A 22730-nucleotide genomic window follows, 5' to 3' on the forward strand; every position below is an offset into this window, starting at 1 on the left:
CAGCGACCCCTCAGAGCTTCATCAGGCTGGCGTCGTCGACCGAGGCCGAGTGGCGGGAACGGAAGAGCGACACGATGATCGCGAGCCCGACGACGACCTCCGCGGCGGCGACGACCATCGTGAAGAAGGCGATGATCTGGCCGTCGAGGTTGCCGTGCATCCGGGAGAAGACCACGAACGCGAGGTTGCAGGCGTTGAGCATCAGCTCGACGCACATGAAGACCACGATCGCGTTCCGCCTGATGAGCACACCGGCCGCGCCGATGGTGAACAACAGGGCGGACAGGTACAGGTAGTTGACGGGGTTCACTTCGCGGCCTCCTCTTCACGGCCGAGCCGCTCGGCGGAGCGCTGCTCCAGCGCCTTCAGGTCCGACAGCGCCTCGCTGGACACGTCGCGGATCTGGCCCCGGCCGCGCAGCGTCTGGTTGACGGTGAGCTCGGACGGCGTGCCGTCGGGCAGCAGGCCCGCGATGTCCACCGCGTTGTGCCGGGCGTAGACACCCGGGGCAGGCAGCGGCGGCAGGTGCTTGCCGTCGCGGACGCGCTGCTCGGAGAGCTCGCGCTGGGTCTTGGCGCGCTCGGTGCGCTCGCGGTGCGTCAGCACCATCGCGCCGATCGCCGAGGTGATCAGCAGGACGCCGGTGATTTCGAAGGCGAACACGTACTTGGTGAAGATGAGGGCGGCCAGGCCCTCCACGTTCCCCCCCGCGTTGGCCTGCTTCAGTCCGTCGAAGTGCTTCAGGGAGGCGTTGGCAATGCCCGCGATGAGGAGCACTCCGAAGCCGATCCCGCAGACCGCGGCCCAGACGCGCTGGCCCTTGATGGTCTCCTTGAGCGAGTCGGCGGCGGTGACACCGACCAGCATCACCACGAAGAGGAAGAGCATCATGATCGCGCCGGTGTAGACGACGACCTGGACGATGCCCAGGAAGTACGCCCCGTTGGCGAGGTAGAAGACCGCCAGGATGATCATGGTCCCGGCCAGGCACAGCGCACTGTGCACGGCCTTCTTCATCAGGACGGTGCACAGCGCGCCGATGACGGCGACGGTGGCAAGGACCCAGAACTGGAACGCCTCCCCGGTGGAGGTCGTCGTGGCGGAGACGGCGAGCTGCATCACGCGTCCACCTCCTCGGGCTGTTCCCCATTGGCGGGCTGCTCGCCCTTGGAGACGGCGACCTGGCGGACCGTGCCGGGCGCGGCCTCGGTGACCAGGCCCCGGTAGTAGTCGCCCTCGGTCATGCCCGGGTAGATCGCGTGCGGCGAGTCGACCATGCCCTCTTCGAGCCCGGCGAGCAGCTGCTCCTTGGTGTAGATCAGGTTCGCGCGGCTGCTGTCGGCCAGTTCGAACTCGTTGGTCATCGTCAGCGCGCGCGTGGGGCACGCCTCGATGCACAGCCCGCACAGGATGCAGCGGGCGTAGTTGATCTGGTAGACGATTCCGTACCGCTCGCCCGGCGAGTAGCGCTCGTCGTCCTTGTTGTCCGCGCCCTCCACGTAGATCGCGTCGGCGGGGCAGGCCCAGGCGCACAGCTCGCAGCCGATGCACTTCTCCAGGCCGTCCGGGTGCCGGTTGAGCTGGTGGCGCCCGTGGAAGCGGGGGGCCGTGGTCTTCTGCTGCTCCGGATACTGCTCGGTCAGCCGCTTCTTGAACATGGCCTTGAAGGTCACGCCGAAGCCGGCCACGGGGTTCAGGAACTTCCCCTCGGACGACTCCGCCGAGCCCGCGGGCTCCGCCGGTTCCGATGACTTAGACACCCTCGTCCTCCCTTCCGTCACGGTCACTCTCAGTATCGGACCCACCACTGACAACCAACTCCCGCTCGTGGCGCGGGCGTCGGCGCGGCACCGGCGGAAGGGTCTGTCCGGGCAGCGGCGGCACCGGGAATCCGCCCGCCATCGGGTCGAACGCGGGTGGCGCGGCCTCGGCCGCCGACTCGTCCTCGCGGCCCCGGAAGACGTCCGCGACCAGCGAGATCAGCAGGACCGCGACGACCGCGCCCCCGACGTACAGCACGATCTTGGAGAAGTCGTGGCCGTCGTTGCGCAGCGCGCGCACGGTCGCCACCAGCATCAGCCAGACGACGGAGACCGGGATGAGGACCTTCCAGCCGAGCTTCATCAGCTGGTCGTAGCGGACGCGGGGCAGCGTGCCGCGCAGCCAGATGAAGAAGAACAGCAGCAGCTGGACCTTGATGACGAACCAGAGCATCGGCCACCAGCCGTGGTTGGCGCCCTCCCAGAAGGTGGACACGGGCCACGGGGCCCGCCAGCCGCCCAGGAAGAGGGTGGTCGACACCGCCGAGACGGTGACCATGTTGACGTACTCGGCCAGCATGAACAGCGCGAACTTGATCGACGAGTACTCGGTGTTGAAGCCGCCGACCAGATCGCCCTCGGACTCGGGCATGTCGAAGGGGGCGCGGTTGGTCTCGCCCACCATGGTGACGACGTAGATGATGAAGGAGACCGGCAGCAGCACGATGTACCAGCGGTCGTGCTGCTGGGCGACGATCTCCGAGGTCGACATCGACCCCGAGTAGAGGAAGACCGAGGCGAACGCGGCGCCCATCGCGATCTCGTACGAGATCATCTGCGCGCACGAGCGGAGCCCACCGAGCAGCGGGTACGTGGAGCCGGAGGACCAGCCCGCGAGCACGATCCCGTAGATGCCGACCGAGGCGCACGCCAGGATGTAGAGCATCGCGATCGGCAGGTCGGTGAGCTGCATCGTGGTGCGGTGGCCGAAGATCGAGACCTCGTTGCCGGACGGCCCGAAGGGGATCACGGCGATCGCCATGAAGGCCGGGATCGCGGCGACGATCGGGGCCAGGACGTAGACCACCTTGTCGGCCCGCTTGACGATCACGTCTTCCTTCAGCATCAGCTTGATGCCGTCGGCGAGGGACTGGAGCATCCCCCAGGGGCCGTGCCGGTTGGGCCCGATGCGCAGCTGCATCCAGGCGACGACCTTGCGCTCCCAGACGATCGAGAACAGCACGGTCACCATCAGGAACGCGAAGCAGAACACGGCCTTGAGGGCGATGAGCCACCAGGGGTCGCGGCCGAACAGGGAGAGGTCCTCGGCCGCGAGGAAGGTCGGGGTCACGCTCGCACCTCCGGTACGTGGACGGCGGCGCCCGGTGCCGCGGGGCGGACGGGGAAGTCGGTCACGGCTGCACCTCCGGTGCGGCGGTGGCGGCGTCCTGTGCCGCCGGGCCGATGCGGACGACCTGGCCCGGGACCGCGCCGGTGTCCGCGTACACGCCGGTGCCGGTCGAGTTGAGCGGCAGCCACACCACCCGGTCGGGCATCTCGGTGACCTTCAGCGGCAGCCGGAGCGCGCCCGCGGGGCCGCTCACCTGGAGCAGGTCGCCGTCCTTGACGCCGGTCTCGGCCGCCGTGGCCGCCGAGAGCCGGGCCAGGGCCGCGTGCCGGGTCCCGGCCAGCGCCTCGTCGCCCTCCTGGAGGGTGCCGAGGTCGAGCAGCAGCCGGTGGCCCGCGAGGACCGCCTCGCCGTCGGAGGGCCGGGGCAGGGCCGGTTGTTGGGGCCAGGCGAAGCCTGTCGATGAGGGGTGGTGGCCGGGTGACGGGCGGGCCTCCAGCGGCTCGGTGGCGCGCGGCCCGTCCCAGTGGCCCAGGCCCCGCAGCTCCGCGCGCGCGGCGCGGTTGTCCGGCAGCGCGAGGTGCACGTCCATGGCGTCCGCCAGCATGTGCAGCACGCGCGCGTCGGCGGGCGCCAGGCGCCGGGTCATCTGCTCGGGCTTCAGCGCGGCCTCGAACATCCGCGCCCGGCCCTCCCAGTTGAGGAAGAAGCCGGACTTCTCGGCGACGGCCGCGACCGGGAAGACCACGTCCGCCCGCTCGGTGACCTCGCTGGGCCGCAGCTCCAAGGAGACCACGAAGGCCCCGGAAAGTGCTTCACGCGCGCGTGCCGGGTCCGGCAGGTCGGCCGGGTCGACGCCCGCCACGAGCAGCGCGCCCAGCTCGCCGGTGGCCGCGGCCTCCACGATCTGGCCGGTGTCCCGTCCGAAGCGGTGCGGCAGTTCGCGTACGCCCCAGGCGGCGGCCACCTCTTCACGCGCGCGTGGATCGGTGGCCGGGCGGCCGCCGGGCAGCAGCGCCGCCAGGGCGCCCGCCTCGATGGCACCGCGCTCGCCGGCCCGGCGCGGGATCCACACCAGTTCGGCGCCGGTCGCGGCGGCGGCCCGTACGGCCGCGGTCAGCGCGCCCGGCACGGCCGCCAGCCGCTCGCCGACGACGATGACGGACCCTTCGGCCCGCAGCGCCGTGGCGGCGGCCGAGCCCTCGCCGTCCAGGCCGACCCCGCCCGCCAGCGCGTCCAGCCACTCGGTCTCGGTGCCGGGCGCGGCGGGCAGCAGCGTGCCGCCCGCCTTCTGCAGGCCCCGGGTCAGATGCGTGGCCAGCGAGTAGGTGCGCTGACCGTGCTTGCGCCAGGCCTTGCGCAGCCGCAGGAAGACGCCGGGCGCCTCCTCCTCCGCCTCGAACCCGACGAGCAGCACCGCGGGCGCCTTCTCCAGGGAGGCGTACGTGACGCCCTCGCCGGTGAGGTGGCCGCGCCCGGCGACCTTCGCCGCCAGGAAGTCGGCCTCCTCGGCGGAGTGCACGCGCGCGCGGAAGTCGACGTCGTTGGTGTCGAGGGCGATCCGGGCGAACTTGGCGTACGCGTAGGCGTCCTCGACGGTCAGCCGTCCGCCCGTGAGCACTCCGGCCCGGCCCCTGGCCGCCATGAGTCCGGCCGCGGCCGCCTCCAGTGCCTCGGGCCAGGAGGCCGGCTCCAGCTCACCGGCCGCGTTGCGCACCAGCGGGGTGGTCAGACGGTCCGGCTTCTGCGCGTACCGGAAGCCGAACCGGCCCTTGTCGCACAGCCATTCCTCGTTGACCTCGGGTTCGTTGGCCGCCATGCGGCGCATGACCTTGCCGCGCCGGTGGTCGGTGCGGGTGGCGCAGCCGCCCGCGCAGTGCTCGCACACCGACGGCGAGGAGACCAGGTCGAAGGGGCGGGAGCGGAACCGGTACGCCGCCGAGGTCAGCGCGCCGACCGGGCAGATCTGGATGGTGTTGCCGGAGAAGTACGACTCGAACGGGTCGCCCTCGCCGGTGCCGACCTGCTGGAGCGCGCCGCGCTCCAGGAGCTCGATCATGGGGTCGCCCGCGATCTGCTCGGAGAAGCGGGTACACCGCGCGCACAGCACGCACCGCTCGCGGTCGAGCAGCACCTGCGTCGAGATCGGCACCGGCTTCTCGTACGTGCGCTTTCGGCCCTCGAAGCGGGTGTCGGGGTCACCGACCTGCATGGCCTGGTTCTGCAGCGGGCACTCGCCGCCCTTGTCGCAGACCGGGCAGTCCAGCGGGTGGTTGATGAGCAGCAGCTCCATCACCCCGCGCTGGGACTTCTCGGCCACCGGCGACGTCAGCTGCGACTTGACCACCATGCCGTCGGTGCAGGTGATGGTGCAGGACGCCATCGGCTTGCGCTGGCCCTCCACCTCCACGATGCACTGGCGGCAGGCGCCGACCGGGTCGAGCAGCGGGTGGTCGCAGAACCGGGGGATCTCGATGCCGAGCTTCTCGGCGGCCCGGATCACCAGCGTGCCCTTGGGGACGCTGATCTCGACGCCGTCGATGGTCAGCGAGACCAGGTCCTCCGGCGGTACCGCCGCCTCTCCGCCGCCGGAGGGAGCGCCAGTCGTCACCGTCATGCGTTCACCTCCGTGGTGCGGTGCGGGCTGTCGGCCCACAGGGTCGACTTGGCCGGGTCGAAGGGGCAGCCCCGGCCCGTGATGTGCTGCTCGTACTCCGCGCGGAAGTACTTGAGCGAGGAGAAGATGGGCGCGGCGGCGCCGTCGCCGAGCGCGCAGAACGACTTGCCGTTGATGTTGTCGGCGATGTCGTTGAGCTTGTCGAGGTCGCCCATGGCGCCCTTGCCCGCCTCGATGTCGCGGAGCAACTGGACGAGCCAGTACGTGCCTTCGCGACACGGCGTGCACTTGCCGCAGGACTCGTGGGCGTAGAACTCGGTCCAGCGGGTGACCGCCCGTACGACACAGGTGGTCTCGTCGAAGCACTGGAGCGCCTTGGTGCCCAGCATCGAGCCGGCGGCGCCTACGCCCTCGTAGTCCAGCGGCACGTCGAGGTGCTCGTCGGTGAACATCGGGGTCGAGGAGCCGCCCGGGGTCCAGAACTTGAGCCGGTGGCCCGGGCGCATCCCGCCGCTCATGTCGAGCAGCTGGCGCAGCGTGATGCCGAGCGGGGCCTCGAACTGGCCCGGGTTGGCGACGTGCCCGCTGAGCGAATACAGCGTGAAGCCGGGCGACTTCTCGCTCCCCATCGATTTGAACCAGTCTTTTCCGCGAGTGAGGATCGCGGGAACGCTGGCGATGGACTCGACGTTATTGACAACAGTGGGGCACGCGTAGAGACCGGCGACCGCAGGAAAGGGGGGACGCAGCCGGGGCTGACCGCGACGGCCTTCCAAGGAGTCCAGCAGGGCGGTCTCCTCACCGCAGATGTACGCGCCCGCGCCCGCGTGCACGGTGAGTTCGAGGTCGAGACCGCTGCCCAGGATGTCCTTGCCGAGGTAGCCGGCCGCGTAGGCCTCCCGCACGGCCTCGTGCAGCCTCCGCAGTACGGGGACGACTTCCCCGCGCAGATAGATGAACGCGTGCGACGACCTGATCGCGTAACAGGCGATCACGATGCCCTCGATGAGGCTATGCGGGTTGGCGAAGAGGAGCGGGATGTCCTTGCAGGTCCCGGGCTCCGACTCGTCGGCATTGACAACTAGATAGTGCGGTTTGCCATCGCCCTGCGGGATGAACTGCCACTTCATGCCCGTGGGGAAGCCCGCGCCGCCCCGGCCGCGCAGCCCGGAGTCCTTCACGTACGCGATGAGGTCGTCCGGCGACATGGCCAGGGCCTTGCGCAGCCCCTCATAGCCGTCGTGCCGACGGTAGGTCTCCAGGGTCCAGGATTCCGGCTGGTCCCAGAAGGCCGACAGAACGGGTGCCAGCAGCTTCTCGGGGCTGCTTCCGTTCCCGTTCCCACTCAGTTCGGCTGCCAAGGTCATCACTCCCCCTCCTCGTCGACCGGGCCCGCCGGGTGCGCGGGGTCGGACGCAGAGGTCTGCTGCGGTGCATCGTGCGAGCTCAAGTGCTCGGAGCCGGGCTGGGGTTCGTCGCGGGGGCCCTCGCCGCGCGGGTGGACCACGCGCGGATGCGGGGCCTCGCCCTTCGCCAGGCGCAGGCCGACCAGGGAGGCCGGGCCCGCGCCGCCGCTCGCCGCGACGGCGCCGGGGCGCTCGTCGGGGAAGCCGGCCAGGATCCGGGCGGTCTCCTTGTAGGTGCACAGCGGAGCCCCTCGGGTGGGCTCCACCGGCCTGCCCGCGCGCAGGTCGTCGACCAGGCGCTTGGCCGACTCGGGGGTCTGGTTGTCGAAGAACTCCCAGTTGACCATCACCACGGGCGCGAAGTCGCAGGCGGCGTTGCACTCGATGTGTTCGAGGGTCACCTTGCCGTCGGTGGTGGTCTCGTCGTTGCCGACGCCGAGATGGCGCTTGAGCGCGTCGAAGATGGCGTCGCCGCCCATCACCGCGCACAAGGTGTTGGTGCAGACGCCCACCTGGTAGTCGCCGGAGGGCTTGCGCCGGTACATCGTGTAGAAGGTGGCGACGGCGGTCACCTCGGCGGTCGTGAGGTCCAGCATCTCGGCGCAGAATCGCATCCCGGTGCGGGAGACATGGCCCTCCTCCGACTGCACGAGGTGCAGCAGGGGCAGCAGCGCGGAGCGGCTGTCCGGGTAGCGGGCGATGACCTCCTTGGCGTCCGCTTCGAGCCGGGCCCGGACGTCGGCCGGGAAATCGGGCGCGGGCAACTGGGGCATGCCCAGGCTCGTCGGCGTGGTCTCGGTCACCGGTCGACGCCTCCCATCACGGGGTCGATGGACGCGACGGCGACGATGACGTCGGCGACCTGGCCGCCCTCGCACATCGCCGCCATGGCCTGGAGATTGGTGAAGGACGGGTCGCGGAAGTGGACCCGGTAGGGGCGGGTGCCTCCGTCGCTCACGACGTGCACCCCGAGCTCGCCCTTGGGCGACTCGACGGCCGCGTACGCCTGTCCGACGGGGACCCGGAAGCCCTCGGTCACCAGCTTGAAGTGGTGGATCAGGGACTCCATGGAGGTGCCCATGATCTTCTTGATGTGGTCGAGGGAGTTGCCGAGTCCGTCCGGGCCGAGCGCGAGCTGGGCGGGCCAGGCGATCTTCTTGTCGGCGACCATGACCGGGCCGGGCTCCAGCCGGTCCAGGCACTGCTCGACGATCCGCAGCGACTGGCGCATCTCCTCCAGGCGCACCAGGAAGCGGCCGTAGGCGTCGCAGCTGTCGGCGGTGGGGACCTCGAAGTCGTAGGTCTCGTAGCCGCAGTACGGGTCGGTCTTGCGCAGGTCGTGCGGCAGGCCCGCGGAGCGCAGGATCGGTCCTGTCGCGCCGAGCGCCATGCAGCCGGTCAGGTCGAGGTACCCGACGTCCTGCATACGGGCCTTGAAGATCGGGTTGCCGGTGGCGAGCTTGTCGTACTCCGGCAGGTTCTTCTTCATCGTCTTCACGAACTCGCGGAGCTGGTCCACCGCGCCCGGGGGCAGGTCCTGGGCGAGCCCGCCGGGGCGGACGAACGCGTGGTTCATCCGCAGACCGGTGATCAGCTCGAAGACGTCGAGGATGAGTTCGCGGTCGCGGAAGCCGTAGATCATGATCGTGGTGGCGCCGAGCTCCATGCCGCCGGTGGCGATGCAGACCAGGTGCGAGGAGAGCCGGTTCAGCTCCATCAGGAGCACCCGGATGACCGAGGCGCGGTCGGGGATCTGGTCGGTGATGCCGAGCAACTTCTCCACGCCCAGGCAGTACGCCGTCTCGTTGAAGAACGGCATGAGGTAGTCCATGCGCGTGACGAAGGTGGTGCCCTGCGTCCAGTTGCGGAATTCGAGGTTCTTCTCGATGCCGGTGTGCAGATAGCCGATGCCGCAGCGGGCCTCGGTGACCGTCTCGCCGTCGATCTCCAGGATGAGGCGGAGCACGCCGTGCGTGGAGGGGTGCTGGGGGCCCATGTTGACGACGATGCGCTCGTCGTCGGCGCGGGCGGCGGTGCGGGCGACCTCGTCCCAGTCGCCGCCGGTGACCGTATATACGGTCCCCTCCGTCGTCTCCCGGGCGGAAGCGCGCGAAGTTGCGCTGTCGGTGTTCATCAGCTGTACGACCTCCGCTGGTCCGGAGCCGGGATCTGGGCGCCCTTGTACTCGACGGGGATGCCGCCGAGGGGGTAGTCCTTGCGCTGCGGGAAGCCCTGCCAGTCGTCCGGCATCATGATCCGGGTGAGGGCGGGGTGGCCGTCGAAGACCAGGCCGAAGAAGTCGTAGGTCTCGCGCTCGTGCCAGTCGTTGGTCGGATAGACGCCGACCAGGGACGGGAGGTGCGGATCGCTGTCCGGGGCGGTGACTTCGAGCCGGATCAGCCGGCCGTGGGTGAGCGAGCGCAGGTGGTAGACGGCGTGCAGCTCGCGGCCCTTGTCGCCGGGGAAGTGGACGCCGCTGACTCCCGTACAGAGCTCGAAGCGCAGGGCCGGGTCGTCGCGCAGGGTGCGTGCCACGCGTACGAGGTGCTCGCGCGCGATGTGGAAGGTGAGCTCGCCGCGGTCGACGACGGTCTTCTCGATGGCGTTCTCGGGGAGCAGGTCCTGCTCCTCCAGGGCGCCTTCGAGTTCGTCGGCCACCTCATCGAACCAGCCGCCGTAGGGGCGGGAGGAGGCGCCCGGCAGGGTCACGGTGCGCACCAGACCGCCGTAGCCGCTGGTGTCGCCGCCGTTGGCCGCGCCGAACATGCCCTTGCGTACGCCGATGACGTCACCGGTGTCGTCGCGCTGGGCGGGCAGGCCGCCGTTCTCCGGCGCCTCGGGAGTACGGTCGTCGCTCACCGCAGCAGCCCCTTCATCTCAATGGTGGGCAGCGCCTTGAGGGCGGCCTCCTCCGCCTCGCGGGCGGCTTCCTCCGCGTTCACCCCGAGCTTGGAACCCTGGATCTTCTGGTGGAGCTTGAGGATCGCGTCGATCAGCATCTCGGGCCGGGGCGGACAACCGGGCAAATAGATGTCAACCGGAACAATGTGGTCGACGCCCTGCACAATCGCGTAATTGTTGAACATTCCGCCCGAGGATGCGCAAACCCCCATGGAGATGACCCACTTGGGGTTGGGCATCTGGTCGTAGACCTGCCGCAGGACCGGGGCCATCTTCTGGCTGACCCGGCCGGCCACGATCATCAGGTCCGCCTGGCGCGGTGAGCCGCGGAAGACCTCCATGCCGAAGCGGGCCAGGTCGTACCGGCCTGCGCCGGTCGTCATCATCTCGATGGCGCAGCAGGCCAGGCCGAAGGTGGCGGGGAAGACGGACGCCTTGCGCACCCAGCCCGCGGCCTGTTCGACGGTGGTCAGCAGAAAGCCGCTCGGCAGCTTCTCTTCGAGTCCCATAGGTGCCCCTCAGCCCCTCAGTCCCATTCCAGGCCGCCGCGCCGCCACACGTACGCGTAGGCGACGAAGACGGTGAGCACGAAGAGCAGCATCTCCACGAGCCCGAAAACCCCCAGGGCGTCGAAGGTGACGGCCCAGGGGTAGAGGAAGACGATCTCGATGTCGAAGACGATGAAGAGCATCGCCGTCAGGTAGTACTTGATGGGGAAGCGGCCGCCTCCGGCCGGCGTGGGAGTCGGTTCGATGCCGCACTCGTACGCCTCAAGTTTCGCCCGGTTGTACCTTTTTGGGCCGATAAGCGTGGCCATGACCACGGAGAAGATCGCAAACCCAGCCCCTAGGGCGCCGAGCACGAGGATGGGCGCGTAGGCATTCACGCTCCTCGCTCCTTCCAGTCGTCCTTGACCGTTGGACCGCACACGGGCGCCGCTGCCGCCCCCTCGCCACGCGAAGATCGCGCACATGTGAGGCAGTTCACAAGCCCGACTGCACCGCATCCTATGCCCGGCGGTCTGTGATCTGCGACACGGGGTACACCAACGGCTTTGTGATCTCCACCACCTGACGAAGGATCATCAAGTCGGATGAGCAGTGATCTTCACACCCGAAGCGGCCGAGTGATCACAAGGCGTAGCATCCACTCCTGTTACCGCTGGTCGCAAGGGGTGCGGCGCTATCAAGACATGGGCCCTACAGGCAAATTGGCGATGGACTCGTTCGAGTGGTAAGGGATCACGGCTCACTCGTGCGGGTGAGAGCTTCGCCCGGGGGTGGACCTGTGCACGCGTTCACGAACTCCGGGTCGGTCCGGGATCGGTCCGGAGTCGGCTCGAAGTGATCTAGAACCGACCCCGGGCCGATCACCCGACGACCCCATCCCCCGCCCCACCCATGCCCCGCTGATCACGGGCCGGTCACGGGACGGCCGACACCCGGATACGAAGTGACCTGCGTCACAGGAAACCGTCACCGATAAAACCGGGCTTGGCCAACGGTGTGAACGGATGGTAGGCGACGGGCAATTCGGACTTTTTATAAAAACCACATGATCACAGCCGTGATCGTGCATGACCGGATTGCCCGTTACGGCGTCAATAAGGGCGCGGAGGAAGCGGATTCGTCCGTTCCGACCGCAACTGTGGCGCAGCACACGTTTCTTGAAGGGAACCGTGAACCCCTGATAGCGGTTGTCCTCATGTCCCACACCGCTCACATACCCAGCCACCGGAAGCCCCGCCGCAGCGCCTCCAAGCTCGCGCTCCGTGCCGGAGTTGCCGGTGGCGTCCTCAGCACCATCGCGGTGGCAGGCGCCACGGGTCCGGCGCACGCCGCCGAGCCGGTGACCGAGACCATCGAGATGCCCACGCTCACGACCGGGCTCGCGAGCACCGCCGCCGCTTCCGCCGAGGCCACCCAGCAGGTCGCCGCCGACCTCCAGCTGAAGGCCCAGCAGAACGCGGCCGCCTCCAGCGCCGCCAAGGTCGCCAAGAAGGCCAAGGCCGACGCGGACGCCAAGGCCGAGGCCGAGGCGGAGAAGAAGGCCGAGGCGGAGGCCAAGGCGAAGGCGGACGCCGCCGAGCGCGCCTCCCGCTCCTCCGCGCGCACCACCCTGAGCACCTCCTCGACCGGTGGCGGCAGCAACTCCACCACGTCGTCGTCCTCCAGCTCCAGCGCCACGGGCTCCGCCGCCACCATCGTGGACTTCGCGCTGGCGCAGGTCGGCAAGGCGTACGTGTCGGGTGCCACGGGCTCCAGCGCGTACGACTGCTCGGGCCTCGTGCAGGCCGCGTACCGCCAGGTGGGCATCGACCTGCCGCGGGTCTCGCAGGACCAGTCGACCGCGGGCCGCCAGGTCTCGCTCTCGAACCTCCAGGCCGGCGACATCCTTTACTGGGGCGGCGCAGGCTCCGCGTACCACGTGGCGATCTACGTGGGCGGCGGCAAGTTCGTCGGTGCGCAGAACTCCTCGACCGGTGTGGTCGAGCGCAGCCTGGACTGGGACCGGCCGACCGGCGCGGTCCGCGTCCTCTAGTCCCGGCGTTCGCTCCCGGCGCTCACAGACGCGCAGAAGGGCCGGTGCTCCCCGAAGGGGTCGCACCGGCCCTCAGTCGTACAGGAGGGGCCCTCAGGCCTTCGGGGCCACCTTCGAGAGGCCGTTGATGATGCGGTCCATCGCGTCGCCGCCCGTGGGGTCGGTCAGGTTGGCGAGCATCTTCAGGGTGAACTTCATCAGCAGCGGGTGGGTCAGACCGCGCTGGGTCGCGATCTTCATGACCTTCGGGTTGCCGATGAGCTTCACGAAGGCGCGGCCCAGCGTGTAGTAGCCGCCGTAGGTGTCCTTGAGGATCTTCGGGTAGTTGTGCAGCGCCAGCTCGCGCTGGGCCGGGGTCGCGCGGGCGTGCGCCTGGACGATGACGTCCGCGGCGATCTGCCCCGACTCCATGGCGTACGCGATGCCCTCGCCGTTGAACGGGTTGACCAGGCCGCCCGCGTCGCCCACCAGCAACAGGCCCTTGGTGTAGTGCGGCTGACGGTTGAAGGCCATGGGGAGCGCGGCGCCCCGGATCGGGCCGGTCATGTTCTCGGGGGTGTAGCCCCAGTCCTCGGGCATCGAGGCGCACCAGGCCTTGAGGACCTCGCGCCAGTCCAGCTCCTTGAAGGAGTCGGAGGTGTTGAGCACGCCGAGGCCGACGTTGGAGGTGCCGTCGCCCATGCCGAAGATCCAGCCGTAGCCGGGCAGCAGCCGGTCCTCGCCGGGGCCGCGCCGGTCCCACAGCTCCAGCCAGGACTCCAGGTAGTCGTCGTCGTGGCGGGGCGAGTGGAAGTACGTGCGTACGGCCACGCCCATCGGGCGGTCCTCGCGGCGGTGCAGGCCCATCGCGAGGGAGAGCCGGGTGGAGTTGCCGTCGGCGGCGACGACGAGCGGGGCGTGGAAGGCGACTTCCCGCTTCTCCTCGCCCAGCTTGGCGTTGACGCCGGTGATGCGGCCGGTGCGGTCGTCGATGATCGGGCTGCCGACGTTGCACCGCTCGTACAGCCGTGCCCCGGCCTTCTGCGCCTGGCGGGCCAGCTGCTCGTCGAAGTCGTCGCGCTTGCGGACGAGTCCGTAGTCGGGGTAGCTGGCGAGCTCCGGCCAGTCCAGTTGGAGCCGGACGCCGCCGCCGATGATGCGCAGGCCCTTGTTGCGCAGCCAGCCGGCCTCTTCGGAGATGTCGATGCCCATGGCGACCAGCTGCTTGGTGGCGCGCGGGGTGAGCCCGTCGCCGCAGACCTTCTCGCGCGGGAAGGCGGTCTTCTCCAGCAGCAGTACGTCGAGTCCGGCCTTGGCCAGGTAGTACGCGGTCGTGGATCCGGCGGGGCCGGCCCCGACGACGATCACATCCGCGGTGTGTTCGGAGAGGGGCTCGGTCACAGCGGGTTCTCCCGAAGACTCGATTTGGCATGCCGGAAAGCACAGGACATGTGCAGTCTATGGGTGGCTGTTGATCGTTATCGCGAAGGGTTGCCCCGCTATGAGCTCGACCGAGGAGAACTCGACCGAGGAGAAGTCGCTGCCGTCCCCGCCCGTCGTACGGCTGCGCGTACCGACCGAGGAGGACGCGTACGCGTGGCACGAGGTGTTCGACGACCCGGAGGTCATGGAGTTCCACGGGGGCAGGGCGGCGGAGCTGTCGGTGTACGAGGAGTTGACGGCGCGGCAGCGCAGGCACGACGCGGAGCGGGGGTTCTGCCTCTGGACCCTCCTCGGGGAGGACGGCCGGGTGCTCGGCTTCACGGGCGCGCAGCCGTGGCCGCACGCGTGGGGGCCGGTGGGGGAGGTGGAGATCGGGTGGCGGCTGGCCCGTTCCGCCTGGGGCCAGGGGTACGCGACGGCCGCGGCGCGGGCCACGCTCGATCGGGTGCGGGCGGCGGGGGTCGGTGGGGTGGTGGCGATGGTGGACGCGCGGAATGCGCGGTCTGTGGCGGTTACGCGGCGGTTGGGGATGCGGCTGGGGGAGACGTTCGTGACGCCGGTGGGTGGGCGGGAGGGGTATTGCTTCCAGCTGGCCTTGTGAGGGCCCCGTTTTGGCCCGGTGGTCGTCTGCGGGCCGGTGGGGGCTGAGCGCGCCCCTTCTAGGCCCGGGGTTCGTCTGCGGACCGTCCTGGGTTGCTCGCGCAGTTCCCCGCGCCCCCAAACCCCCCTTCGTCCGCGGACCGTCGTGGGCTGGTCGCGCAGTTCCCCGCGCCCCTAAAGGCCCGGCGGAGCCGCAAATGTCGTAGCCTCGCGCTCCTAAACCCCCTTGGGGGAGCGTCTTTCGGCCAAGCTTGGGGGGCAACCCCGCCAGGGGCGCGGGGAACTGCGCGAACGGCCATCTGCGGTCCGCAGTCGCAAGGACTCAGAACACCGACAAGCCGGTCAGGGTGGTGAAGCGGTCCAGGGCTGCGACTCCTGCCACCGAGTTGCCTCGCGCGTCCAGGCCCGGGCTCCATACGCACAGGGTGCAGCGGCCGGGTACGACCGCGACGATGCCGCCGCCTACGCCGCTCTTGCCGGGGAGGCCGACGCGGTACGCGAAGTCGCCCGCCGCGTCGTACGTCCCGCAGGTCAGCATCACCGCGTTGATCTGCTTCGCCTCGCTGCGGGTCAGGAGACGGGAGCCGTCCGCCCGCAGACCGTGGCGGGCCAGGAAGCGCGCCGCCAGCGCCAGGTCCGCGCAGCTCATCTCGATGGCGCACTGCCAGAAGTAGTGGTCGAGCAGCGTCGGCACGTCGTTGGCGATGTTGCCGTACGAGGCCATGAAGTGGGCCAGGGCGGCGTTCCGGTCGCCGTGCGCCGACTCCGACTCGGCCACCACCGCGTCGAAGGCGAGCTCGGGGTTGCCGGTCTCCTCCCGCAGGAACTCCAGGAGTTCGCTGCTGGCGTCCCCCGTGAGGGTCTGGAGCCGGTCGGTGACGACCAGCGCGCCCGCGTTGATGAACGGATTGCGCGGGATCCCGTTCTCGTACTCCAGCTGGACGAGCGAGTTGAACGGGTTGCCCGACGGCTCGCGGCCGACGTGCTCCCAGAGGCTGTCGCCGCCGCGCGCGAGCGCCAGCGCGAGCGTGAAGACCTTGGTGATCGACTGCGCGGAGAACGGCCGCTGCCAGTCCCCCACTCCGTACACCTTGCCGTCGAGGTCCGCGACGGCCATCCCGAAGCGGGACGGGTCGACGTCGGCGAGGGCGGGGATGTACGCGGCGGGGGTGCCGCGCCCGACGAGGGGCGCGACGTCGTCCGCGATCTGGTGGAGGACGGCCTGGTAGTCCACGGTGCTGCTGCCCGCCGGGTTACTGGGGCTTGTAGCCGCGGTGCAGCGCCACCACACCACCGGTGAGGTTGCGCCAGGCGACCTTGGACCAGCCGGCCTGCTGGAGCCGCGCGGCGAGCGCGGGCTGGTCGGGCCAGGCGCGGATGGACTCGGCGAGGTAGACGTACGCGTCCGGGTTGGACGACACCGCCGTGGCGACCGGGGGCAGCGCCCGCATCAGGTACTCGCTGTAGACCGTACGGAACGGCTTCCAGGTCGGCTGCGAGAACTCGCAGATGACCACGCGGCCGCCGGGGCGGGTGACGCGGAACAGCTCGCGCAGGGCCGCGTCGGTGTCCTGGACGTTGCGCAGCCCGAAGGAGATGGTGACGGCGTCGAAGGTGTCGTCCTTGAAGGGGAGCTTCGTGGCGTCACCGGCCGTGAACGGCAGGTGGGGGTGGCGTCCCTTGCCGACCTTCAGCATCCCGATGGAGAAGTCGCACGGGACGACGTACGCGCCGGTGGCGGCGAACGGGAGGGACGAGGTGGCCGTGCCGGCGGCGAGGTCCAGGACCTTCTGGGCGGGGCGCGCGTCGACCGCCTTCGCGACCTCCTTGCGCCAGAGGCGGGCCTGGCCGAGCGAGAGCACGTCGTTGGTGAGGTCGTAGTTCGCGGCGACGTCGTCGAACATCGTGGCGACTTCGTGCGGCTGCTTGTCCAGAGATGCGCGGGTCACCCCCTCATTGTGCCTGGGGGCTCCGCCCCCGGCGCCCACGCCCCCCTGGGACGCCCCCGTTCGCCTGCGGGCCGGTGGGTGGCCGCGCGCCTTCTTGACCCGGTGTTTGTCTGCGGGCCGGTGGGGGCTGGTCGCGCAGTTCCCCGCGCCCCTTGAGATGCCGCTGCGCGGCAATCCCCCTGGGCGCCCCGGAGGGGCGCATCTCAGGGGCGCGGGGAACTGCGCGAGCAACCCCCACCGGCCCGCAGACAAACAAGTGCCCTCGGAGAGTTTCGGGAAGGGGTGGGGTGGGGGAATCAACGGGCGCGGTAGACGAGCCGACCGTCCAGCACCGTCGCCACACACACCGCCCCGTCGAAGACCGCGAACCGAGCCGGATCACCCACCCGGAGCGGCGGCAACGCCGCCCCCGCGGCCAGGGACGGCGTCCCGGACGGAAGGGACGCGCGCGGCAGCACCGCCACGCCCGACCGCCGCACCGCCTCCACCACCGCCCGCACCCGCAACTCCCCCGAAACCGCCACCACCCCGTGCGCCAGCAGCCGCTGCACCCCGCGCCGGGCGCTCGCCCCCAGACGCACCTCGTCCGTGAAGAACACCGGCATCGGATCGACGCCGAGCTCGTCGGCCTCGCGGGGATCCGGGTGGTACGCCTGCTCAAGGAGCTCGGGCCCGTACGGATTGACCAGGCCGGGCAGCAGCACGCCCGGCCACCGCCGCACCCGCGCGGCCGGGTACGCCGCCGCCAGCTCCTCGTACGGCCCGATCGCGGCCACCACAGAGGCCTCGACCACGACCGAGTCGCCCGCCCCGGGGGCGTGAATCGTCAGCACTAGAGCAACCGTCGCGTCAGTTGGACGCGAGCAGCTTCAGCTCCGGGTGGGCCGTGCCGCCCTCGATCGCCGTGGACGAGATGTGCGACATGACGCGCTCGTCGACCGGGTCGTTCGCCGGGTCGTCGTGGACGAGCAGGTGCTCGTACGTCGTGGCGCGCTGCGCCGGAACGCGGCCCGCCTTGCGGATCAGGTCGATGATCTCCATGCGGTTGGAACGGTGCTTGGCGCCCGCCGAGGAGACGACGTTCTCCTCCAGCATGATCGAGCCGAGGTCGTCCGCGCCGTAGTGCAGCGACAACTGGCCCGCCTCCTTGCCGACGGTGAGCCAGGAGCCCTGGATGTGCGCGACGTTGTCCATGAACAGGCGCGCGACCGCGATCATCCGCAGGTACTCGAAGACGCTCGCCTGCGTCCGGCCCTTCAGATGGTTGTTCTCGGGCTGGTAGGTGTACGGGATGAACGCGCGGAAGCCGCCCGTGCGGTCCTGTACGTCTCGGATCATCCGCAGGTGCTCGATGCGCTCGGCGTTGGTCTCGCCGGTGCCCATGAGCATGGTGGACGTCGACTCGACGCCAAGGCCGTGCGCGATCTCCATGATCTCCAGCCACCGCTCGCCGCTCTCCTTGAGCGGGGCGATCGCCTTGCGCGGCCGCGCGGGCAGCAGCTCGGCGCCGGCGCCCGCGAAGGAGTCGAGACCGGCGGCGTGGATGCGCTGGACCGCCTCCTCGACCGGGACCCCGGAGATCCTGGCCATGTGCTCGACCTCGGACGCGCCGAGGGAGTGGATGACCAACTGCGGGAAGGCCTGCTTGATGGCGCTGAAGTGCTTCTCGTAGTACTCGACGCCGAAGTCCGGGTGGTGGCCGCCCTGGAACATGATCTGGGTGCCGCCCAGCTCGACGGTCTCCGCGCAGCGGCGCAGGATGTCGTCGAGGTCGCGGGTCCAGCCCTTCTTGGTGTCCTTGGGGGCCGCGTAGAAGGCGCAGAACTTGCACGCCGTGACACACACGTTCGTGTAGTTGATGTTGCGCTCGATGATGTACGTGGCGATGTGCTCGGTCCCGGCGTACCGACGGCGGCGCACCGCGTCGGCGGCGGCGCCCAGCGCGTGCAGCGGCGCCGAGCGGTAGAGGTCGAGCGCCTCTTCGGGGGTGATGCGCCCACCCGCGGCGGCACGGTCGAGGACGGACTGAAGGTCGGCCTTCTCAGTCACCGGGGTGTCCCTTTCGGCAGGGTTGCGGACGGACCGCCAGCCTACGCCAGCGGGGTGGCCCGGCCTCGGTCCGGGGCCCCGGGGACCCCCGCCGTTCAGCCCGTCCCCCCCTGGCCCGTCCCCTTCAGCCCGCCCCCCCCTTCAGCCCGTCTCCTTGACCAGCGTCGCGTACGGGTTGCCCGCGCCGATCTCCCTCGACTCGTACTTGAGCGTGCCGTCGGAGTTGCGGGTGAAGACCAGGGTGGCCGTGCCGGTGGTGCACAGGCCCACCGTGTTCTCGCGGGTCGTGTCCGTGCGCTCCTCGATCGTCACGCGCTGCGCCGTGCCGGAGACCAGCTTGCCCACCCCGAAGCACTCCACGGTCGTACCCAGGACGGTGATCTTGGAGGAGGTGCGGAGGACGTCCTCGCCGGTAGCGCCCGCCTTGAACACCGCCGTCAGATCGCCGTGCGGCTGTCCGGTCGTGGCCTCCGTCATCGGCCCCTTCCAGGTGCCGAGGAACGCCTTCGGCACCTCCGACACCGCCGGGCCGCCCGTCGCGCCCGGGCCCGAGTCCGCCGGTGTGCTCGACCTGCTCGGGCCGCTCGACGCCGCCGAGTCGTGCTTCTGGTCGCCGCCGCCCGGCATCAGGTCGAAGAGGAACGCGGCGCCGACCGTCGCGGCCGCCACCGCCCCGGCCACGGCCAGTGCGACCGTGCAGCTGATCCGCCGCCCCCGGCCCCGCTCCCCCGGCTCGACGGCCGTCCCGACGGAGAGCGAGACGCGGGGCGGAGTGGTGGGCGGCTCGGGCGTACGCGGCGCGGGCACGGCATCGGCGACGGAACCCGTACCGCTCGTACCGCCGGGCGTACCGCCACTGCCATTGCCGTACGCGTACGAGCCCTGCGAAGCACCAGCACCGGTACCCACACCCGCGCCCGCCCCGTACGACGCGTCCGGCGGCCCGAACACCCCCACCGCCGGGCTGGTGAACGCCACCGGGCCCGAGGCCTGCGCGTCCTGCGCCTCCGGCTCCAGGTCGAGCAGCCGCACCGCCGACCGGCTGACCTCCTCCACCAGCGCCCCCGGCAGCCAGCCGCCCGCGACCAGCGCGGCCGCGCCGTCCGGGGCGAGCCGCCGGGCGAGTTCGGCGGGGGCGGGGCGGGCCGCCGCCGTCTTGGCGAGGCACGCGTCCACCGCCGCCCGCAGCTCCCCGTCGAGCCGCCCGCCCAGCTCGGGCTCCTCGTGCACCACCTTGTAGAGCAGCGCGGCCGAGGAGTCGCCCGGGAACGGGGGCGCGCCCGTCGCCGCGTACGCCAGCACCGCGCCGAGCGAGAAGACGTCGGCGGCGCCGGTGACGCCCTTGCCGAGGATCTGCTCGGGCGACATATAGCCCGGCGAGCCGATCGAGACGCCCGACGCGGTGAGCGAGGCCGTGCCGTCCGTGGCGCGGGCGATGCCGAAGTCGATCAGCCGGGGGCCGTCGAGGGTGAGCAGCACGTTGGAGGGCTTCACATCGCGGTGGACGAGCCCCAGCGCGTGCACCGCCGCCAGCGCCTCCGCGAGCCCGGCGCCGAGCGCGCGCACCGCGTGCTCGGGCAGCGGCCCGTGCGCGGTGACGGCCTGGGCCAGCGAGGGACCGGCCACATAGCCGGTGGCGACCCACGGCACCGAAGCCTCCGGGTCGGCGTCCAGGACCGGCGCGGTCCAGGCGCCGCCGACCCGGCGGGCCGCCTCCACCTCGTGGCGGAACCGGGCGCGGAACTGTTCGTCCAGGGCGAAGTGCGGGTGGACCACCTTCACGGCGACCGTACGGCCCCCGGCGCTGCGGCCCAGATAGACCCGGCCCATGCCGCCCGCACCGAGTCTGCCGAGCAGCCGGTAGGCGCCGATGGTGCGCGGTTCGCCGGCTTCGAGCGGCTGCATCGCGATCTGCTCTCCCCCATGCCGTCAAGTACGGTCGCACAGCAGGGTAGAGCGTGACGTGCGCCGGATCACTCGGCCGGGCCGGATCCGGGACGTACGGCGGCGAACCGATTCGAACGACCGGTCGTCTCTCTCTGCGGAGTTCACACGGAAAACCTCGCAGTTAGTCGGAAAACGCCCCAAGCATCCCAAAACACCTCGGAGCATCGAATGAATCGCCGCACCACCGCACTGATGGCCGCCGCCGTCCTCGGCTCTGTCGCGCTGGTCTCCGGCTGCTCCGACGAGGGCAAGCCGGTGAGCTTCGACAACCCGGGCGCCTCGTCGGCGCCCGCCCCCAAGGGCAGCGGCGGTACGGGCTCCGGGCAGGACAAGGCACCGAACGAGAAGACCTCCGAGGTCACGTCCAAGACCCTGCTGCCGACCGGCCCCAAGGCGCAGTTCACCACGCAGAACACGCTGGAGGACGGCACCAAGATCGGCGTGACCACGCTGCACGGCAAGAAGTCGGGCTTCACGGGCAAGGTATGGGTGTGGGCGCCGAAGCAGTACTTCGACCCCAAGTACGCCAAGAGCGGCTTCCCGGTGCTCATAGCCCTGCCCGGCGGCAACGGCTACCCCAAGAACTACTGGATGGGCACCGACCTCAAGCTGCAGAGCAGCATCACCGAGTGGTCCAAGCAGGGCAAGAGCGTCCCGTTCGTCGTGGTGATGCCGGTCCTCAACCCGGACGCGAAGTACTACTACGACGGCAGTGACATACCGGGCCACCCCAAGATGGGCACCTGGATGACCGAGGACGTGCCGGACTTCGTGAAGGCGAACTTCCGCACCTTCAAGTCCCGCGACGGCTGGGCGTTCATGGGCTCCTCCTCGGGCGGCTTCGTCGGCCTGAAGTCGGTGCTCAAGCGCCCGGACCAGTTCAAGGCCGTGATCGCCTCGGGCCCCGACACCGTGCCGGACTCCCCGCTGTGGGCCGGCCACGAGGCCGAGAAGCAGGCGAACAACCCGGAGAAGCTCGCCCAGGACCTGATCGACAAGAAGGGCCCCGAGGTCGACCTCGCCTTCCAGATCGGCACCAAGGAGGGCGGCATGGCGAACCTGAACGGCTTCATCGCCAAGTACGGCAAGGGCCCGGTGAAGACCCGTCTCCAGGTGATCCAGGGCGGCAAGCACAACGCCCACACCTACATCAAGGGGATGGGCGACGGGACCATGCAGTGGATCAGCAGCAAGCTGCAGGCCCCGATCCCGTCGTCCTGACCGTGCCGGTGCTCACCGGGCGAGCAGCTCCACCGAGACGTCCGCCGGGAACCCCGTGGTCGGCCCGGTCCGGCGGGCGAACTCCCGTACGCCCCTGAGCTGCTCGGCGCCGAAGCGGAAGTCCAGCGTCGTGAAGTAGCGCTCCAGGAGCTCCGCGTCGAAGACCTCCCAGCGGGCGGCCTGCTCGGCGACCTTGGTGACCTCCTCCAGGGAGAGGTCGCGGGAGGCGAGGAACGCCTCGTGGACCTCGCGCACGACCTCGGGCTCGCGGGCCAGGTAGTCCTTGCGGGTCGCCCACACGGCGAAGACGAACGGCAGGCCCGTCCACTCCTTCCACATCGCCCCCAGGTCGTGGACCTGGAGGCCCAGGCGCGGGGCCTCGTGCAGCGAGGCGCGCAGCGCGGCGTCCCCGATCAGCACCGCCGCGTCCGCCTCCTGCATCATCAGGCCGAGGTCGGGCGGGCACGAGTAGTAGTCGGGCGCGACCCCGTACCGCTCGGCGAGCAGCAGCTGCGCCAGGCGTACGGAGGTGCGCGAGGTGGAGCCGAGCGCCACCCGGGCGCCGTCGAGCCGGTCCAGCGGCAGCTGCGAGACGATCACGCAGGACATGACCGGCCCGTCGCAGCCGACCGCGAGGTCGGGGAAGGCCACCAGTTCGTCGGCGTTGCGCAGGAACTCCACGAGGGTGACCGGAGCGATGTCCAGATCCCCCCGGATGAGCTGTTCGCTCAGCTTCTCGGGACTGTCCTTGGTGAGCTCCAGATCCAGCAGGGTGCCCGTGCGGGCGAGCCCCCAGTAGAGCGGCAGACAGTTGAGGAACTGGATGTGCCCGACCCGTGGCCGGGTGGTTGTTTGGTCCACATCGCGAGACTAGACCTGTCCTGTTTGTCCAGCTACGGCGGGTAGGTTCGTCAGCGCGTCAGAGGCCCGTCAAACGTCCGGGTGACGTGATCTTTCCCTCTACCGCAG

At 70.3% G+C, this 22730-nt stretch carries 21 protein-coding genes; 3 read left to right on the forward strand and 18 right to left on the reverse strand.

Annotation, left to right across the window (positions count from 1 at the left end):
- Positions 1–10: 10 nt before the first annotated feature.
- From nuoK to QIY60_RS10290, 11 genes are all read right to left on the reverse strand, one after another.
- Entirely contained in the window at positions 11–310 is a 300-nt protein-coding gene (nuoK, locus tag QIY60_RS10240) for an NADH-quinone oxidoreductase subunit NuoK (protein ID WP_067163047.1), read from the reverse strand.
- Positions 307–1119, reverse strand: a complete 813-nt coding sequence (locus QIY60_RS10245; RefSeq protein ID WP_283145885.1) for an NADH-quinone oxidoreductase subunit J — start codon at positions 1117–1119, stop codon at positions 307–309. Before QIY60_RS10245 ends, nuoK begins: the two co-directional genes overlap by 4 nt.
- On the reverse strand, positions 1119–1760 hold the full coding sequence (gene nuoI, locus QIY60_RS10250; RefSeq protein ID WP_283142116.1) for an NADH-quinone oxidoreductase subunit NuoI: 642 nt from the start codon (positions 1758–1760) through the stop codon (positions 1119–1121). Before nuoI ends, QIY60_RS10245 begins: the two co-directional genes overlap by 1 nt.
- The gene (gene nuoH, locus QIY60_RS10255) at positions 1753–3111 is read right to left on the reverse strand and encodes an NADH-quinone oxidoreductase subunit NuoH (protein ID WP_283142117.1); all 1359 of its coding nucleotides are present in this window, start codon (positions 3109–3111) and stop codon (positions 1753–1755) included. The genes nuoI and nuoH overlap by 8 nt, the downstream gene beginning before the upstream one ends.
- A gap of 61 nt (positions 3112–3172) precedes the next feature.
- Positions 3173–5725 (reverse strand): NADH-quinone oxidoreductase subunit G, encoded by a 2553-nt coding sequence (locus QIY60_RS10260; protein ID WP_283142118.1) that lies wholly within the window; start codon positions 5723–5725, stop codon positions 3173–3175.
- Complete coding sequence (gene nuoF, locus QIY60_RS10265; RefSeq protein ID WP_283142119.1) at positions 5722–7092, reverse strand: NADH-quinone oxidoreductase subunit NuoF; 1371 nt, start codon at positions 7090–7092, stop codon at positions 5722–5724. Before nuoF ends, QIY60_RS10260 begins: the two co-directional genes overlap by 4 nt.
- Entirely contained in the window at positions 7092–7904 is an 813-nt protein-coding gene (nuoE, locus tag QIY60_RS10270) for an NADH-quinone oxidoreductase subunit NuoE (protein ID WP_283145886.1), read from the reverse strand. The genes nuoF and nuoE overlap by 1 nt, the downstream gene beginning before the upstream one ends.
- Positions 7905–7930: 26 nt before the next feature.
- A complete protein-coding gene (locus tag QIY60_RS10275) occupies positions 7931–9265 on the reverse strand; it encodes an NADH-quinone oxidoreductase subunit D (protein ID WP_283142120.1) in 1335 nt (444 codons plus the stop codon).
- Positions 9265–9990: an NADH-quinone oxidoreductase subunit C gene (locus QIY60_RS10280; protein ID WP_190093170.1), complete on the reverse strand. Its 726-nt coding sequence runs from the start codon at positions 9988–9990 to the stop codon at positions 9265–9267. The genes QIY60_RS10275 and QIY60_RS10280 overlap by 1 nt, the downstream gene beginning before the upstream one ends.
- On the reverse strand, positions 9987–10541 hold the full coding sequence (locus QIY60_RS10285; protein ID WP_067163033.1) for an NADH-quinone oxidoreductase subunit B: 555 nt from the start codon (positions 10539–10541) through the stop codon (positions 9987–9989). The genes QIY60_RS10280 and QIY60_RS10285 overlap by 4 nt, the downstream gene beginning before the upstream one ends.
- A 17-nt stretch (positions 10542–10558) precedes the next feature.
- The gene (locus tag QIY60_RS10290; RefSeq protein WP_007383963.1) at positions 10559–10918 is read right to left on the reverse strand and encodes an NADH-quinone oxidoreductase subunit A; all 360 of its coding nucleotides are present in this window, start codon (positions 10916–10918) and stop codon (positions 10559–10561) included.
- An 818-nt stretch (positions 10919–11736) separates the two neighbouring features.
- On the opposite strand from QIY60_RS10290, the gene QIY60_RS10295 reads away from it, so the two are divergent.
- A complete protein-coding gene (locus QIY60_RS10295; RefSeq protein WP_283142121.1) occupies positions 11737–12573 on the forward strand; it encodes a C40 family peptidase in 837 nt (278 codons plus the stop codon).
- Positions 12574–12666: 93 nt separating this feature from the next.
- On the opposite strand, the gene QIY60_RS10300 is transcribed toward QIY60_RS10295, so the two are convergent.
- Entirely contained in the window at positions 12667–13953 is a 1287-nt protein-coding gene (locus tag QIY60_RS10300; protein WP_283142122.1) for a geranylgeranyl reductase family protein, read from the reverse strand.
- A 100-nt stretch (positions 13954–14053) separates the two neighbouring features.
- Between QIY60_RS10300 and QIY60_RS10305 the strand changes: the two genes are divergently transcribed.
- Positions 14054–14596: a GNAT family N-acetyltransferase gene (locus QIY60_RS10305; protein ID WP_283142123.1), complete on the forward strand. Its 543-nt coding sequence runs from the start codon at positions 14054–14056 to the stop codon at positions 14594–14596.
- 321 nt (positions 14597–14917) lie between these two features.
- Here QIY60_RS10305 and QIY60_RS10310 read toward each other — a convergent pair whose 3' ends face one another.
- The 5 genes from QIY60_RS10310 to QIY60_RS10330 form a co-directional block, all read right to left on the reverse strand.
- Complete coding sequence (locus tag QIY60_RS10310) at positions 14918–15829, reverse strand: glutaminase (RefSeq protein WP_283142124.1); 912 nt, start codon at positions 15827–15829, stop codon at positions 14918–14920.
- A gap of 19 nt (positions 15830–15848) precedes the next feature.
- Entirely contained in the window at positions 15849–16544 is a 696-nt protein-coding gene (locus QIY60_RS10315; protein WP_283142125.1) for a demethylmenaquinone methyltransferase, read from the reverse strand.
- Positions 16545–16840: 296 nt separating this feature from the next.
- A complete protein-coding gene (locus QIY60_RS10320) occupies positions 16841–17377 on the reverse strand; it encodes a hypothetical protein (RefSeq protein WP_283142126.1) in 537 nt (178 codons plus the stop codon).
- A 16-nt stretch (positions 17378–17393) separates the two neighbouring features.
- Complete coding sequence (mqnC, locus tag QIY60_RS10325) at positions 17394–18593, reverse strand: cyclic dehypoxanthinyl futalosine synthase (protein WP_283142127.1); 1200 nt, start codon at positions 18591–18593, stop codon at positions 17394–17396.
- 141 nt (positions 18594–18734) lie between these two features.
- Positions 18735–20498: a serine/threonine-protein kinase gene (locus QIY60_RS10330; RefSeq protein WP_283142128.1), complete on the reverse strand. Its 1764-nt coding sequence runs from the start codon at positions 20496–20498 to the stop codon at positions 18735–18737.
- 210 nt (positions 20499–20708) lie between these two features.
- Between QIY60_RS10330 and QIY60_RS10335 the strand changes: the two genes are divergently transcribed.
- Positions 20709–21761 (forward strand): alpha/beta hydrolase-fold protein, encoded by a 1053-nt coding sequence (locus tag QIY60_RS10335; protein WP_283142129.1) that lies wholly within the window; start codon positions 20709–20711, stop codon positions 21759–21761.
- Between the two features lie 12 nt (positions 21762–21773).
- Here the strand turns inward: QIY60_RS10335 and QIY60_RS10340 are convergent, their stop codons facing one another.
- Positions 21774–22622: a menaquinone biosynthesis protein gene (locus QIY60_RS10340; protein ID WP_283142130.1), complete on the reverse strand. Its 849-nt coding sequence runs from the start codon at positions 22620–22622 to the stop codon at positions 21774–21776.
- Between the last annotated feature and the right edge of the window lie 108 nt (positions 22623–22730).

This window comes from Streptomyces sp. BPTC-684 (assembly GCF_030028635.1).
Classification (GTDB): Bacteria; Actinomycetota; Actinomycetes; order Streptomycetales; family Streptomycetaceae; genus Streptomyces; species Streptomyces noboritoensis.

What these genes read in the sequence shown, in the direction of transcription:
- QIY60_RS10245 (WP_283145885.1), bottom strand. Translation starts at nt 1,119, where the DNA reads ATGCAGCTCGCCGTCTCCGCCACGACGACCTCCACCGGGGAGGCGTTC.
- QIY60_RS10260 (WP_283142118.1), bottom strand. Translation starts at nt 5,725, where the DNA reads ATGACGGTGACGACTGGCGCTCCCTCCGGCGGCGGAGAGGCGGCGGTA.
- nuoF (WP_283142119.1), bottom strand. Translation starts at nt 7,092, where the DNA reads ATGACCTTGGCAGCCGAACTGAGTGGGAACGGGAACGGAAGCAGCCCC.
- nuoE (WP_283145886.1), bottom strand. Translation starts at nt 7,904, where the DNA reads ATGCCCCAGTTGCCCGCGCCCGATTTCCCGGCCGACGTCCGGGCCCGG.
- QIY60_RS10275 (WP_283142120.1), bottom strand. Translation starts at nt 9,265, where the DNA reads ATGAACACCGACAGCGCAACTTCGCGCGCTTCCGCCCGGGAGACGACG.
- QIY60_RS10285 (WP_067163033.1), bottom strand. Translation starts at nt 10,541, where the DNA reads ATGGGACTCGAAGAGAAGCTGCCGAGCGGCTTTCTGCTGACCACCGTC.
- QIY60_RS10295 (WP_283142121.1), top strand. Translation starts at nt 11,737, where the DNA reads ATGTCCCACACCGCTCACATACCCAGCCACCGGAAGCCCCGCCGCAGC.
- QIY60_RS10305 (WP_283142123.1), top strand. Translation starts at nt 14,054, where the DNA reads ATGAGCTCGACCGAGGAGAACTCGACCGAGGAGAAGTCGCTGCCGTCC.
- QIY60_RS10330 (WP_283142128.1), bottom strand. Translation starts at nt 20,498, where the DNA reads ATGCAGCCGCTCGAAGCCGGCGAACCGCGCACCATCGGCGCCTACCGG.
- QIY60_RS10335 (WP_283142129.1), top strand. Translation starts at nt 20,709, where the DNA reads ATGAATCGCCGCACCACCGCACTGATGGCCGCCGCCGTCCTCGGCTCT.